Consider the following 14044-nt stretch of genomic DNA (forward strand, 5'->3'; position numbering starts at 1 on the left):
AGCATCAAACCTCATCTCGAAATACGGTGAGTGTATGGCCAGCGCTGTAGCCCTCTGATTCGGCGGGGATCACGGTGTAGCCGTTGCTGTCGGCCAGGCTGCCGAGTCGCAGGCCGTGATCCGTTGGCAGGGGTGTGGCCTGATCGCCGGTGATGCGCAGTCGGGTGTAGGTCGTCACGCCCACCGACGCGGTGATTTTGCCGGTCAAGCGCACAGTGCGGTCGGGCCCGGGCACTGGCGCCCCGGCCAGGTGGGCCAGTGCCGGGCGGATCAGTACCGCCTCTACGGCCAGTGCCGCCAGCGGCGCACCCGGGCAGAGGATGACGGGTGTGTCGCCAACGTGACCGACGCCGGCGGATTCCCCGGGTTGCAGGGCCAGGCCGTGGCAGGCGCAGGTTCCGGCGGCTATCAGTGCCCCGGCGGCATGGTCCGATGCCCCCCACCCGGAGCCCCCCAGGATCACCATCAAGTCCGAATCGGGCGCGGCCGTCCGCAGCGCGTCCGAGTAGTGGCGGCCCTCGTCATGCGGTACTTTCGCCTGCTCCAGGTGCACGTCCGGGTGGGCTGTCAGCCGGGCTGCCATCCAGGCCAGGCCGGCGGCGGCCACACCGGACCCGGGCAGCAGGGTGACCCGCAGTGGCGGCAGAACGGGGATCTCATCCCGCCCGCTGGCATGAAGCAGTGCGAGGTGGCGGCCGTTCAAACGCTCGCCAGTCTGCACGAGTGGTGCGTCTTCACCCAGCCAGCCTCCGGCGGGGATCACCCCTTCGCCGGGCGCGAATTCCTGCTGCACCCAGGGTGTTGGCCCCTCCCAATCCAGCGCCGACAGCGGGATGACCACGTTGCTGGCCGGCGGCAATGACCGGCCCGATTCCACCGGCTGACCGCCTAGGGCCATGGGGTTGTAGGGGGAAGCCCCTGCCGTGCACTCCGCGGACGTTGCCCAGCCATCGTAGCGGGCGGCGGGCGTGGGCGGACATGGCCTCGCGTTGCAGACCGACTTGGCCGCCCTGCGTCCCAGTGCATGCGCCAGGGGTACGGACACCTCGGCGGGACTGCGCTCACCGCAGGCCTGACGCAGCGCCGCCAGTGCCGTGGCGACAGGCGTAAAACGTGTGAATCCGCGGAGGGTGGTGTGCATACAGGGGTTGAGGCCTCATGGCCGGTGGTCACGGGAAGCTGTGTGTTCAAGATACGTTTCAGGCCGGAGACCTGTCAGGGATGGTGAAAAAAATGCATTCTCAAGCAGCAAAATACAGTTCTGCCGAGGGCGGCGGGGCAATCACTGGGGGCATGTGGCCGCGGGGTTGTGGGTCTATGCTGTCCGTTACAGACATTTCCGAGGCTTGTCCGAGGAGGCACCATGCAGCAGTCCCGCCTACCCCTTCGCAACCGAACGCACCGTTACGCCGGTCTGGTAGCGGCATCAGCGCTTTCCCTCGCGGTGAGTTTGCCGGCGCTGGCGGAGGTCAGTCGCAGTGACCAGATCGTGGACACCGAGATCGAGAGCGAGGAGGTCCAGTTCGACGTGGTCCAGGTGCTGGAGGGCCTGGAGCACCCCTGGGCGGTGGGCTGGTTGCCGGATGGCCGCAAGCTGGTCACCGAGCGGCCGGGCCGGCTCTGGCTGGTGGAGGGTGACGAGGTCACGCAGGTGAGCAACACCCCGCGGGTGAACCCGGATGAGCGTGACGGCCTGGCCCTGGAGGAGAGCTGGCAGGGTGGACTGCTGGATCTGGTGGTCCACCCTGACTACGAGGAAAACGGCTGGATCTACATGACCTACGCCAGCCCCGGTGATGACGACACGGTCATCGGCGATGCCGAGTTCGGCAGCGGCACCGCCCTCGCCCGGGCGCGGCTCAGCGATGATGGCAGCGAGTTGACCGACCTGGAGACCCTCTACGTGCAGATGCCCCGCACCGCGCCCGGGCGGCACTACGGCTCGCGCATCGCATTTCCGGGTGACGGCACGGTGATCTTCTCCATCGGCGACAGCGGCCTGCGTGCGCCCTCGCAGGACCTGACCGATCCGGCGGGTTCCATGATCCGGCTCAACGAGGACGGTGGGGCCGCGGAGGACAATCCGCTGGTGGATATCGCCCCCGGCAACCTGCGCCCGGAGATCTTCTCCTTCGGCCACCGTAACAACCAGGGCCTGACGATCCACCCGGAGACCGGCGAGATCTGGACCAGCGAACACGGCCCCCGGGGCGGTGACATGATCCACCGTATCGAGGCCGGCAACAATTACGGCTGGCCGCAGGTGGCCTACGGCACCGAGTACTCCACCGACGAGATGGTGGGCATCGGCAAGTCCGCCCCTGGGGTGACGCCGGCGGTGCATTACTGGGACTACTCCATGGCCCCGTCCGGTCTGGCCTTCTACGTGGACGGCCACGTCCCGGGTTGGGAGGGCAGCCTGTTCGCCGGCTCGCTTGCCGAGGAGCAACTCCATCGACTAGTGCTGGACGGGGACAGCGTGGCCCACGAGGAGATCCTGCTGGACGGCACCATCGGGCGCATTCGCGACGTCCGCCAGGGACCCGATGGCCGGCTCTACCTCCTCACCGACGAGGAAGAAGGCGGGCTCTACCGGCTGGACCCGGTGGCGGACTGACCCCCGCCGTTCCCCTCCCATTCCATCTGCGCAGCATAGGGTTTGCGCCGGCCCACCCGGGTCGGCGCCCCCCCTGCTCAAGTCTTGCCACCCCATGCCGACTCAGTAATTGGGTCGGGATTCCCCCGGCAGGTGCGCGCATGAGAGGATGCCTGTCGCAAGCATGAAAACAAAGACGGGCCGGGGAGGTGGCCGAGCCCCGTCAGACAAAACAATTACAAGACGCAGGGTGGAGACATGTCGGTGACTAACGCTTCAATTCGCGAGGAGCTGGCACAGGCGCCGTCCGGTGCTGGCGGCAAACACTGGTGCCTGCCCCTGCCCCTGGCCCTGGTGGCCCAGGGTGTGGTGGTGCTGCTACTGCTGCTCCAGTGGCTGGCGGGGTGGGCCACGCTGCCGGCCGCGCTTGCCATGGGGGTGCTGGCAGGGGGTTTGGTCGCGCTCCAGGCCCTTCGTGGTCGGGGCAGTGCGTTGGACGCCGCCGAGGTGGTGGACCGCGGGGCCGCGACGGACATCATTGATATTGGCGCTCCGGAGCCGGGCACGCCGGGCGCGGGGCTCTTGGAGCGGGACCGGGCGCCGCTTCGGTCGGTGATCGGTGAGTTGCGCACCCAGGCCGTCCGCGTGGCCTACGAGGGCGCGCGGCTGCGCAAGCAGAGCCGTGCCGCGAAGGAGGATGCCGCTGCCCAGAGCGAGTTGACCAGCGAGATCACTCGCGCCTCCACCGAGACCACCCAGGCCCTGGAAGACATCGCCCGCCGGGCGGAGACCATCTCCAGCCTCAATGCCGAGGGGCTGCAACTCAGCCGCGCCGCCGAGGACCAGCTCAAGGAGGCCGCCACCGGAGTGGAGAGCGCGAGCGAGCGGCTGCAGCGCTTTGCCGAGACGGTCAGCCGGCTGTCAAAGGCCGCTGGGGATATCGACCGAATCAGCGGCATGGTGGAGGGCTTCTCCAAACAGACCAACCTGCTCGCCCTCAACGCGGCCATCGAGTCGGCCCGCGCCGGCGAGGCGGGGCAGGGCTTCGCCGTGGTGGCTGAAGAGGTGCGCGACCTGGCCAGCAAGGTGGCCGATGCCAACCAGGAGATCCGCGAGACCATCGCCCAGGTGGATGAGCTGATCCGCGATACCGGCCAGGGCAGCGAGGAGATCTACGAGCACAACGAGCACGTGCGCGAGGTGCTGGCCGAGGGCACGGCACGGTTCCAGAACATGATCCGCGACGCCGAGGCCAACCACGTGGAGTTGGAAGGCATCGGCACGGCGATCGAGGAGTTGACCAACACCAACCGCGAGACCTACGAGCGGATCAACGAGATCGACCGGCGCAGCGACACCATCCAGGAGGATGCCGAGCGGGCCGATGAGTTCTCCGCCAACCTGCGCGAGGTCTCGGAGCGCACCCTGCTCGGGCTCTGCCAGGTGCGCACCCACGAAGGGGCGCTGGAGGCGCTACTGGCCCGCCGGGAGGCCCATCGGGAGAAATTGGTGGAGCGGCTGGAGGCCATGCACAGCCGGGGCGTGAACATCTTCGATACCCACTACCAGCCGGTCCCTGATACCGACCCGCAGAAGTACACCACCAGTTACCTGGAGGCCGTGCGCGAGATGCAGGGCCTGATCGATGAGGGCGTGAAGGACCTGCCTGGCGCCGTCTACAGCGCCCTGGTGGATGTGAACGGCTACCTGCCGGTGCACAACAGCTGGGTCTCCGAAGCACCGACTGGCGACCCGGTGCACGACCGGGACAAGAGCCGCCACATGCGCATGTTCAACACCAACGAGATGGAGGTGCGCCGGGCGCGCAACACCCGGCCCTTCCTCATGCAGATCAACCTGCGCGATACCGGCGAGGTGCTGGTGGACCTCTCCCTGCCGGTCCACGTGGAGGGTCGCCACTGGGGCAACCTGATCTTCGGGTTCCCGGTGGAGCACCTGCTGCAGGGGTAAATCAGGGCCGCACGGTGATGCCGGCAAAGACGTTGCGTTCGGGGGCCGGGTCGAAGTAGCGGCCCCCGTCCGCGTTGATGCGGATGTTGCTGAAATACTCTTTGTTCAGCAGGTTGTTCACCGCCACGAAGCTCTCCACCGTCCATCCGCCCAGGCGGCTGCGGGTGCCGACCCGCGCATTCACCACACCGTAACCCGAGACGCGGGTGTCGTTGGCGTCATCGGTGTAGGTGCTGTCCACCAGGTAGGCATCGGCCACGGCGAACACGCCTTCGCTCTCCCGGTAGGCGACTTCGGCGAACAGGGTGTTACGGGGCAGGCCGGGCAGCCGGTTGCCGTCGAAGCGTCCGTCGTCGCCGGCATCAAATCGGCGGTATTTGAAGTCGTTGTGGGTGTAGGCGCCGCTGACGGAGAGCTGGTCGTTGGCGAACCAGGTGGCGCCCAGTTCCAGGCCGTGGCGGCGGGTGCGTCCGGCGTTGCGGAAGAACTCCCGGCCGCTCTCGGCCTCGAAGGGCACCAGCTCATCCTTGACCCGGGCGGTGTAGAGGCTGGCCTCGTACTGCACGGTGTGGTCCCAAACCCCCTTGATGCCCACCTCCCAGCTCAGTGCCTCCTGCGGGTCTACATTCGGGTTGAAGCCACTGCCGTCGGGGTCGGCGAACTCGGTGAAGGTCGGCGTCTCGAAGGCGGTGCCGACGTTGGCGTACACCCGATGGTCCGGGTGGAACGCGTAGCTCAGCCCGGCGCTGTGGCTCCATTCGTTGTAGGTGCGCCTTCCGCTACCATCCACACCTTCATAACGGAGTCGGTCGTCGATGGAGAAGCGCATCCGGTCGAAGCGGGTGCCCAGGGTCAGCGTCCAGCGGTCGGTGAGCAGCAGGTCGCCCTGCAGGTAGCCGGCGACGGTGGCGGCTTTTTCAACCTGATCCTGTATTTGGTCTTCTACTCCTTCAGCACCTGACATGTACCGCTCTCGAGCATCTCGTTGTTGCTCAGCATCCACGCCGGCGGTGAAGACTACCGGCAGGGCGCCAAGGTCACGGTGCCCGGTGTACTGGGTGCCAAGGCCGTAGAAGTCCCGGTCGTAGGCGACCAGACTATCGCTCGGTGCATCTCCGAAAAGATAAGGCAACTGCTGCTTAAACTCGCGCCGGGTATAGAAGGCGCGGGCGCTCACCTCATCGCGGGCATTCAGCTCATGTTCCAGCGCCAACCCGACCCGGTACTGGCTCACGTCCTGGCCCGCATCCAGTGTTAGCGCATCGTCCCGGGCAGCGCGCCGGTCGGCGCGCACCTCGTCGCGGGTCAGCCCGCCGGGGTCTTCGGTCTTGGGGGCATCCAGGTAGTGGAACACGCCGGTGACCCGGGTGCGCTCATTCAATTGATGGCCGAAGTTGGCGCGGACCAGGCTCTTGCGCGCTTCGCTCTGGTCGCGATAGCCCTCGTAGTCCAGGTGCCACGCGCTCAGGTGGTAGTTCCAGGGACCCTCCTGGCCGCCGCCCTGGACAGCAGTACGTTGAAAGCCGTGGCTCCCCAGCTCACCCCGAGCGCTGGCCGTGGTCTCCGGCCCACCCGGCTCGGTGGTGATGTTTAACACGCCCCCTGCGGCATTACCGTAAAGGGCGGAGTGGGGGCCGCGCAGCACCTCAATGTCGCGCACTGACAGCAGGTCGATGGCATCCACCTGGGATTGACCGTCCGGGGTGGTCTCCGGAAACCCGTCCACCATCAGCCGCACCCCGCGGATCCCGAACGGCGCCCGCGCTCCGAAACCGCGTATGGACATGCGGATGTCCTGAGCGAAGTTGTAGCGGTTCTGAAAGTAGACCCCGGGTACCCGGTTAAGGGACTCATCCAGTTGCAGGTGTTGTCGACCCTGTTGAATGTCTTCCGGGGCTACGGTGGTGATGGCCGAGGGCGTGTCCAGCCAGTCGCGGGTCAGCCGCGGTGCTGTGACCTGGATGGGGGCAAGGGTCTCGGCGCCCTCTCCCGTGGGAGGTGTCCCTGCTTGAGCCGCCAGGCTGCCGCCGGCGAGAAGACAAAGAACAGTGCAGGTATGCTTATGGGACATGATCCGTCCTGTCGGGTGGCTGTCAGGGGCATACTCGGCCATGGTCATTCTTGAGCCTAGCGGTGATTGAGCCGTTGCTCCATTCTGAGTGGGCGGGCCCTTGACTTGACCTGAGTGGCGGATCAGTCTCAAAGCCCTCCGGCATGGCCGGTGGCAATGATATTCGTGGGACAGGTTGGGAGTAGCGTGATGTCAGAAGGGGTAGCGGTTCAGGATCTGGCTGAGTGTGTCGAGGCCGAGGTGGTGGGCAATGCCGATACACTCATCAGCCGAGTGGCCGCCCTGAGTGACGCTGGCCCCGACGCCATCGGCTTTTGTACCAACGCCAATTACCTGGATGCCCTGCGCGCCACCCGGGCCGGCGCGGTGCTGATCCGCCGTGAGCACCTGGAGGCCTGTCCCACCACGGCGCTGGTGGTCGACGACCCTTATTACGCTTATGCCGCCGTGGCAGCCCGCCTGTATCCTGCCAAGCGCCCAGCCGCTGGGGTGCATCCGACGGCCGTGCTGGCAGACGACGTGGTGCTCGGCGATGACGTAGTGATTGGCCCCCATGTGGTGCTGGAGGCCGGTGTTCAGGTGGGTGATCGCTGCCAGATCGGGCCCGGTTGCCACATCGGTGTGCAGACCCGCCTCGGCGAGGACACTGAGCTGCTGGGGCGCGTCACGGTGGGCGCCCATTGCGAGGTCGGCAAGCGGGTGGTGATGCACCCCGGCGTGGTGGTGGGCGCCGACGGCTTCGGGTTTGCCAAGGGCCCGGGGGACTCGGGCTGGCGCAAGGTGCCGCAATTGGGACGGGTGGTTCTGGGCGATGATGTGGACCTGGGCGCCAACACCACGGTGGACCGGGGTGCCATCGGCGATACCGTTCTCGAAGAAGGCGTGAAGCTGGATAATCAGGTGCACATCGGCCACAACGTCCGGGTCGGGGCCCGAACGATCATCGCCGGCAATACCGTGGTGGCCGGCAGTACCACCATCGGCTGCGACTGCATGATCGGCGGCTCCACCGCCATCACCGGCCACATCTCGCTTGCGGACGAGGTCATGCTGATGGGCATGACCGGGGTCACCGGCACTATTGATGAGTCTGGGGCCTACGCCTCTCCACTCCCCGCCCAGCCGATCAGCAAGTGGCGCCGTAACACGGTCCGCTTCACCCAGCTCGACAGCCTGTTCCGCCGGGTGAAAAAACTGGAGGCCGCCAGCGCTGCCCCGGGGCCGGCCGCAAGGCGGCAGGACGACGATTAAGCCTGGCAATCGCTTCAAGCCGCTCAACGGTGGCGCGGATGTCATCACCCTGCTGGCGGTGTTGGCCATGGCCGGGCTCTGGTGGCGCGACGGCACCTCCGAGGTGCTGGATGCGCTCCGTCACGCCACACTGCTTCTGCTGCAGCTCGGCCCCATCATCGCCATCGCGCTGGTCCTTGGAGGGTACGTCCAGGCGCTGCTGCCGCGGGACAAGGTTGCCCGGTGGCTGGGGCCGGCCAGCGGGGCGCGGGGTTATGCCGTGGCCATGGTGGCGGGCGCGGTCACCCCGGCGGGGCCCTTCGCCGCATTCCCAATAGCCCTGGCGCTGTTCAGGGCGGGTGCCGGCTTCAACATCTGCGTGGTCTATCTCACGGCCTGGTGCGTTCTGGGGCTGCAGCGCGTGCTGATCTGGGAGGTGCCGCTTTTGGGGCTGGACTTCACCGCCCTGCGGCTGTTGGTTTCACTGCCCTTGCCCATCCTGGCCGGATGGTTGGCCGGGCTTACCCTGGTGTGGTGGCGCCGATGAGCCTGCTGGTGGGTGCGGCGGTATTACTGCTTGCTCTCGTGGTCACCGTGGTGGCAACCCACCGGCGGCAGTCCGCCGGGCACCTTGAGGCCTGGGCGGTCACTCGCTCCCAGGTCCGGTTGCTGGCACCCCGCCTGCCGCCGGCGCTGGTGCTGGGGGAGTGCCTGGGGCGGTTGTTGCCGGAGGCATTGATTGCACAGTTGATGGGTGCGGAGAGCGGCCTGGCCGGCGTGGCGCTGGCCACGGGCGTGGGCCTGATCCTGCCCGGTGGCCCCATGGTGGCCCTGCCACTGGCCATGGCCCTGGCCGGGGCCGGGGCGGCCGCTGCTGCATTGGTGGCGTTGATTACGGCGTGGTCGCTGCTGGCGCTCAACCGTGTTTTCATCTTTGAGGCGCCGGTGCTGGGATGGCCGTTTACCCTGCACCGACTGCTGGTCAGCCTGCCTTTGCCAGCAGCCGCGGGGCTGGCCGCCGGTGTGGCCACCGGCGGCGGTTGGGGTTAGCCATGTATCAAGCCACCCCCAGCGGGGTGGCTCGTTGTCGGTTTTCAGGCTCGAACTGAATGGATAACAATTGTGGCGTTTGCAGGCCTCAGCGCAGGATCAGCAGCGGGATCGGCGAGCGCATGATCATGTGCGTGGTGGTGCTCCCCACGAAGAACTGACGCAGCCGCGAGTGGCCGTAGGCCCCCATGGCCAGCAGGTGGATGTCGTGGGCCTCGCGGTAGTCGCAGACCACCTCGTTCACCTCGCCGGATTTCACCGCCGTGGTCACCTTGAAGCCCTGCTTCTCCAGCCGGCCCCGCGGGCCTCCCAGCTTGGCCCGGTTGGCGTCGGTCTCCGCGCCCACCATCAGGAGGTGCGCTTCGGCACCGTCCAGCAGGCTGCTGCGGGCCAGGCGTTCCACTACCTTGTCGGCGGTGGCGCTGCCGTCGTAGGCGATCAGGAACCGCTCCGGCACCCGGAACTGCAGGGGCACGACCAGCATGGGCCGGTGCAGGGTGCGGATGACGCTCTCCAGGTGGCTGCCGATGTGGCGGGTTACCACATCACCATCCTTGCCCTGTTTGCCCAGCACCAGCAGGCGCATGTCCTCCTCCAGGTCGGCCAGCGCCTCGGTGATATCCCCATTGCGCAGTAGCCGGCCCGGGTCTTCCACCCCGGCGGCCTCAACCCTGGAGATGGCGTCGGCGAGCACGGCCTTGCCCTGCTTCCGGGCCAGCTTGCCCCGTTTTTCCTCCAGTTCCACCAGTTCCTGCAGCAGCTCTTCCCGGTTGCCGAGGCTCAGGTTGCCGCTGTAGTCGGGCTCGCGTTCCCCGTGGGGGTTGCGGATGACGTGCAGCAGGGTCAGCGGTGCGCCCAGGCGCTGGCAGGCCCAGGCGGCGTGGTCACAGACAGACTCGGACGAGCGCGAGCCGTCCACGCAGGCGAATACCTTTTCAGTCATGGTGTTATCGCTCCTTGGGCGGTATGCGGCTCGCGGTTCAATGGCCCATAAGCCGGTCGATGGCGTCCGGCTTGTCGTGCACGGCGTGGCGGTCGACGATGGTGGCGGTGGCCTCGTTCATGCCCACGACCTCCACCTCGGTGCCCTCGCGGCGGAAGTTGATGACCACCCGGTCCAGCGCCGCGACGGAGCTGATGTCCCAGAAGTGCGCGCGGGTGAGATCGATGGTCACCTTATCCAGATCCTCGTTGAAGTCAAAGGCCTTGCCGAACTTCTCTGTGGAGGCGAAGAACACCTGGCCCACCACCCGGTAAGTCCGATGCAGGGTCTGGTCGTCTGGACGCTCGTCCGCGTCGGAGCTCACATGCATGAAGCGGCTGACCTTGTTGGCGAAGAACAGACCCGCCAACAGCACGCCGGTCAGCACCCCGAGGGCCAGGTTGTGGGTGAGTACCGTGACCGCCACGGTGCTGACCATGACGATGTTGGTGCTCATGGGGTTTTTGCGCAGGTCGCGGATAGAACTCCAGCTGAAGGTGCCGATGGAAACCATGATCATCACCGCCACCAGTGCGGCCATGGGGATCATCTGGAGCAGGGGCGAGAGGAAGACCACCAGCACGATGAGCACCAGCCCGGCCACCAGTGCCGAGAGCCGCCCGCGGCCGCCCGATTTCACGTTGATGATGGACTGCCCGATCATGGCGCAGCCGGCCATGCCGCCGAAGCTGCCGGCCACCAGATTGGCAATGCCCTGGCCCTTGCACTCCCGGTTGCGGTCGGTCTGGGTGTCGGTCAGGTCATCGACAATGTTCTGGGTCAGCATGGACTCCAGCAGGCCCACGACGGTCAGCGCCAGGGAATAGGGCAGGATGATCCAGAGGGTCTCCAGGTTGAGCGGCACGTCCGGCCACAGGAATACCGGCAGGGTATCGGGCAGGTCACCCATGTCGCCCACCGTCGGCACCTCCATGCCCAGTAACCAGGCCAGCAGGGTGAGCACCACGATGGTGACCAGCGGCGAGGGGATGACCCGGGTGAGGTAGGGCAGCAGGTAGATGATGGCCAACCCGCCGGCCACCATGGGGTAGACCAGCCAGGGCACATCCACCAGTTCGGGGATCTGCGCCATGAAGATCAGGATGGCCAGGGCGTTGACGAAGCCGGTCATCACCGAGTTGGAGATGAAACGCATGAACTGGCCCACCCGCAGGTAGCCGGCGATCACCTGCAATATCCCGGTGAGCAGGGTCGCGGCCAGCAGGTATTCCAGGCCGTGGTTGGCCACCAGGGTGGTCATGAGCAGGGCCATGGCGGCGGTGGCTGCCGAGATCATCCCCGGCCGGGCGCCGGTGAAGGCGATGACCACCGCGATGCAGAAGGAGGCGTAAAGCCCCACCTGCGGGTCCACGCCGGCGATGATGGAGAAGGCGATGGCCTCGGGGATCAGGGCCAGGGCCACGATAATGCCGGCCAGTACATCGCCCCGGATGTTGCCGAACCATTCCTGCTTCAGTCTGTTCCAGTTCATGGGCGCTTCCGTGTGAATAAGCGTGCGGCGGCGCGGGATGGCACGAGCCGGGCAGTCGTGGCCCGGCGCCCGCGTTTTGGGCGGATGCGGCATCACCACGCACGGTCAGGTGTGGTCCTGAGTTTGGCGGCGAATGGCCCTGCGTGCACTGCACTGGGGGCTGCCGCCTCGGCTAGGCGACTGGAGTGAGTGGTCCGCTAGGGCGGACTGGTCTTTGCGGTGGGATTGGACATGTGTTGCACGGTCGCTCGCCGGACAAGGGCGCGCAACTCTATATCAAAACGTGCATGAAGTGAAGGACGGGGCATTCGCTAGGCGGGGGGCGGATGCCGGATTACAGGGGGGGCGTTGTCACAGGGAGGCGGCGGAGCCGCCGTGGCGGTCCATAACCCAACCTGATGACAGTGTGCCCCCGCACGCCCGCTGGCGATCAGCGGGCCAATTCCTGTTTGATGATGTACTGACGCAGCTCTTCGATTACATGGTGGTCACGCACGCCCAGCAATCCCTCGCGGACCTGGTCCTGGCCGGGGTGGTCCTCGCTGTGCAGGAACTGCCAGGTGATCTGGCCCGGGTGGAACACCGTCAGCTCCGTCCACTCAAGCTCAGCGTCCGCCAGGTCACCGTCCACCCGGACGGCGGTGATGTCGACGTCCTCATCGTCGACGCCCAGGCCAAGGGTCTGGGGCAGGGAGACCAAGTGCCAGCGGGCGCCGAAGCCACCGGTGTGCACGGCAAAGGCCACGTTGTAGAGGCCGCCGTCCTCCAGGGTCTTGCTGTCCATAGCGTCCGGTGCGTCCAGGGAACGGGTCAGGGTGACGCGCCAGGCACCGTCCTCGTAGCCGCCTTCCGCGCGGATGGCGCCCCGGCTGCCGCTAGGCTCCTGCAGGAAGCGCTGCGGGATGACATCGCCTTCCTGCCAGTCGTGGTCCGGGTCGAAGGGCACCGAGTTGTGCTCGGAGATGAAGTAGGGGTCGTCCTGGCTGTACTCGCCGTCCACCAGCTCGTCCCAGTCCAAGGCCACCCGACCGGTTTCATCCGGGTCAAACATGTAGGCGGGGTGGTTGCCATCGTCATCCCAGTTGGTGGTGAACATGCTGTCGCCCTCGGAGGAGAGGCGGTAGTGCAGCACGTAGCCGTTGTCGGCATAGCCCATGGGGTGGCTGCGGTGCGCGCGCCACTGCCAGAGATCCAGGAAGACACCATCCTCCTGCAGTTGGGCAAGCTCGTCGTCGTCACGGACGGCGTCCCAGGAGACGTCAGTCGGGTCGTCCACGTCGCGGGTCTGCGGCAGGTACTTGCGCACGTCGCTGCGGCCTAGGTCATCGCCCAGTGTCGGGTGCGCCTCCACCTCGCTGCTCTCGGCCTCGGAGGTCAGGCTGCGCATACCGTCGTGGGCAGTCATCCAGCCGCCGTAGCGGTCGAAGCCGTCAACCGCGCCGTCGTCCAGCAGCATTGAGATCCGGTCCTCGTACAGCCCATGGGGATCGGGCTTGGGGCCGCCGGAGCCGTAGCGCACCCATTCGCCGTCCTCGTAGCGCCAATACTGGTGGTACCAGCTGGGGTTGTCGGTCTCGAAGACGTAATGGATCTGGATCTCGTCGCCGTTGTAGGCCGCCGCCACTTGCAGTGTCCCGTGGCTGTTCGGGTAGTCGGGCACGTAGATGTTGCGCTCCACGTCGACCCGGATATTGTCGGCGGCAACCAGGCCGGGGGCGGCCAGCAATGGGATGAAAAGGTTCAGCGTTCGTTTCCGCATTGGTGGGCTCCTCGGGGCTGGTGTGTTTGCGGTCTTTTGAAGGTCTTGATTTTACAAGATGGCACTCAAGGGTTAGCGGTGCAATGCAAGGGCGTTCAGGCCGGGTCCGGGCCTTGACAGCAGGCGGGTGGCGGGCGAGAATTCGCCGCTCGAGTGGCTACGTAGCTCAGCTGGTCAGAGCATCGCACTCATAATGCGAGGGTCGGTGGTTCGAGTCCACCCGTAGCCACCATTATTTTCAAGTAGTTACCCTCCTGTCACTCCGCCTGTATCGCCTGCGACAAGTCTGCTGTACCCCCCCTACGCAGTTACGTTGGGATGCCAGGACAATGGCGAGCATTCTGCAGCCGGGCAGTCGCCCAGGTGCTACCCGCTATACTCTGATCTGTTGACGGAGCCCACACACCGGTTACTGCCCCGGGGGGTTGCCTATGGATCAGGACAGCCAGAAGCACGCCATCGATTCCCTCCGGGACTGGAGCAAGTGGCTTATCGGAGTGGATTTCGCCGCCGCGACCGGTTGCGTGATCGTGTTGCAGGGCGGCGATCCAGCAGGTATTGCGCGGTTGCTGCTGGTGCTGGCCATCAGTTCCTTCGCGTTATCGGTGCTCTGCGCCATCGTTCTAACCCGGGTGCTGGCTTCCGTGGTTGAGCGCCTGCCGCTGACCGGGGCCGATGGACGGCCCGTGAGCATTGCCGCCTACCGGCTGAGCGGTGGGCTGATTACGGTAGGTGGGCTCGCATCGGCGCAGATTGTCCTGATGGCGCTGGGAGGCGGGTTGCTGATCGGCTGGATTGTCGTTTAGCGGCTGGCGGGCGCCCCCCCCGGATCACCCCGCTGCGGGGGCCTTGGCGCCCATTCGACCCGACTTGTCTCTTGCCCCGGTGTTCAT

General features: G+C 66.4%; 11 protein-coding genes and 1 tRNA gene. 7 read left to right on the top strand and 5 right to left on the bottom strand.

Features of this window, described 5'->3' with window-relative positions:
- Positions 1–4: 4 nt before the first annotated feature.
- Entirely contained in the window at positions 5–1141 is a 1137-nt protein-coding gene (locus tag DFR31_RS11775; RefSeq protein WP_121442889.1) for a molybdopterin-binding protein, read from the bottom strand.
- A 222-nt stretch (positions 1142–1363) separates the two neighbouring features.
- Here DFR31_RS11775 and DFR31_RS11780 point away from each other — a divergent pair, with 222 nt between their 5' ends.
- Complete coding sequence (locus DFR31_RS11780) at positions 1364–2617, top strand: PQQ-dependent sugar dehydrogenase (RefSeq protein WP_121442890.1); 1254 nt, start codon at positions 1364–1366, stop codon at positions 2615–2617.
- Positions 2618–2854: 237 nt separating this feature from the next.
- A complete protein-coding gene (locus DFR31_RS11785; protein WP_121442891.1) occupies positions 2855–4567 on the top strand; it encodes a methyl-accepting chemotaxis protein in 1713 nt (570 codons plus the stop codon).
- 1 nt (position 4568) lies between these two features.
- Here DFR31_RS11785 and DFR31_RS11790 read toward each other — a convergent pair whose 3' ends face one another.
- The gene (locus tag DFR31_RS11790; protein ID WP_121442892.1) at positions 4569–6638 is read right to left on the bottom strand and encodes a TonB-dependent receptor family protein; all 2070 of its coding nucleotides are present in this window, start codon (positions 6636–6638) and stop codon (positions 4569–4571) included.
- Between the two features lie 189 nt (positions 6639–6827).
- On the opposite strand from DFR31_RS11790, the gene lpxD reads away from it, so the two are divergent.
- From lpxD to DFR31_RS11805, 3 genes are all read left to right on the top strand, one after another.
- Complete coding sequence (gene lpxD / locus DFR31_RS11795) at positions 6828–7889, top strand: UDP-3-O-(3-hydroxymyristoyl)glucosamine N-acyltransferase (RefSeq protein WP_121442893.1); 1062 nt, start codon at positions 6828–6830, stop codon at positions 7887–7889.
- A gap of 67 nt (positions 7890–7956) precedes the next feature.
- Positions 7957–8415 carry a permease gene (locus DFR31_RS11800; RefSeq protein WP_121442894.1) on the top strand — a complete coding sequence of 153 codons (459 nt, stop codon included), beginning with the start codon at positions 7957–7959 and terminating at the stop codon, positions 8413–8415.
- Positions 8412–8918 (top strand): hypothetical protein, encoded by a 507-nt coding sequence (locus tag DFR31_RS11805; RefSeq protein WP_121442895.1) that lies wholly within the window; start codon positions 8412–8414, stop codon positions 8916–8918. Before DFR31_RS11800 ends, DFR31_RS11805 begins: the two co-directional genes overlap by 4 nt.
- Positions 8919–9006: 88 nt before the next feature.
- On the opposite strand, the gene DFR31_RS11810 is transcribed toward DFR31_RS11805, so the two are convergent.
- From DFR31_RS11810 to DFR31_RS11820, 3 genes are all read right to left on the bottom strand, one after another.
- Positions 9007–9861, bottom strand: coding sequence for a universal stress protein (locus DFR31_RS11810; RefSeq protein WP_121442896.1), 855 nt, complete (start codon positions 9859–9861; stop codon positions 9007–9009).
- Positions 9862–9898: 37 nt separating this feature from the next.
- Positions 9899–11392, bottom strand: a complete 1494-nt coding sequence (locus tag DFR31_RS11815) for a SulP family inorganic anion transporter (protein ID WP_121442897.1) — start codon at positions 11390–11392, stop codon at positions 9899–9901.
- 430 nt (positions 11393–11822) lie between these two features.
- A complete protein-coding gene (locus DFR31_RS11820; protein ID WP_121442898.1) occupies positions 11823–13151 on the bottom strand; it encodes an ethylbenzene dehydrogenase-related protein in 1329 nt (442 codons plus the stop codon).
- A 155-nt stretch (positions 13152–13306) separates the two neighbouring features.
- Here DFR31_RS11820 and DFR31_RS11825 point away from each other — a divergent pair.
- Positions 13307–13383, top strand: a tRNA-Met gene (locus DFR31_RS11825).
- Positions 13384–13582: 199 nt separating this feature from the next.
- Positions 13583–13957, top strand: coding sequence for a hypothetical protein (locus tag DFR31_RS11830; protein WP_121442899.1), 375 nt, complete (start codon positions 13583–13585; stop codon positions 13955–13957).
- Positions 13958–14044 lie beyond the last annotated feature (87 nt).

Source organism: Alkalispirillum mobile (genome assembly GCF_003664325.1).
In the GTDB taxonomy this organism is placed as follows: Bacteria; Pseudomonadota; Gammaproteobacteria; order Nitrococcales; family Halorhodospiraceae; genus Alkalilimnicola; species Alkalilimnicola mobilis.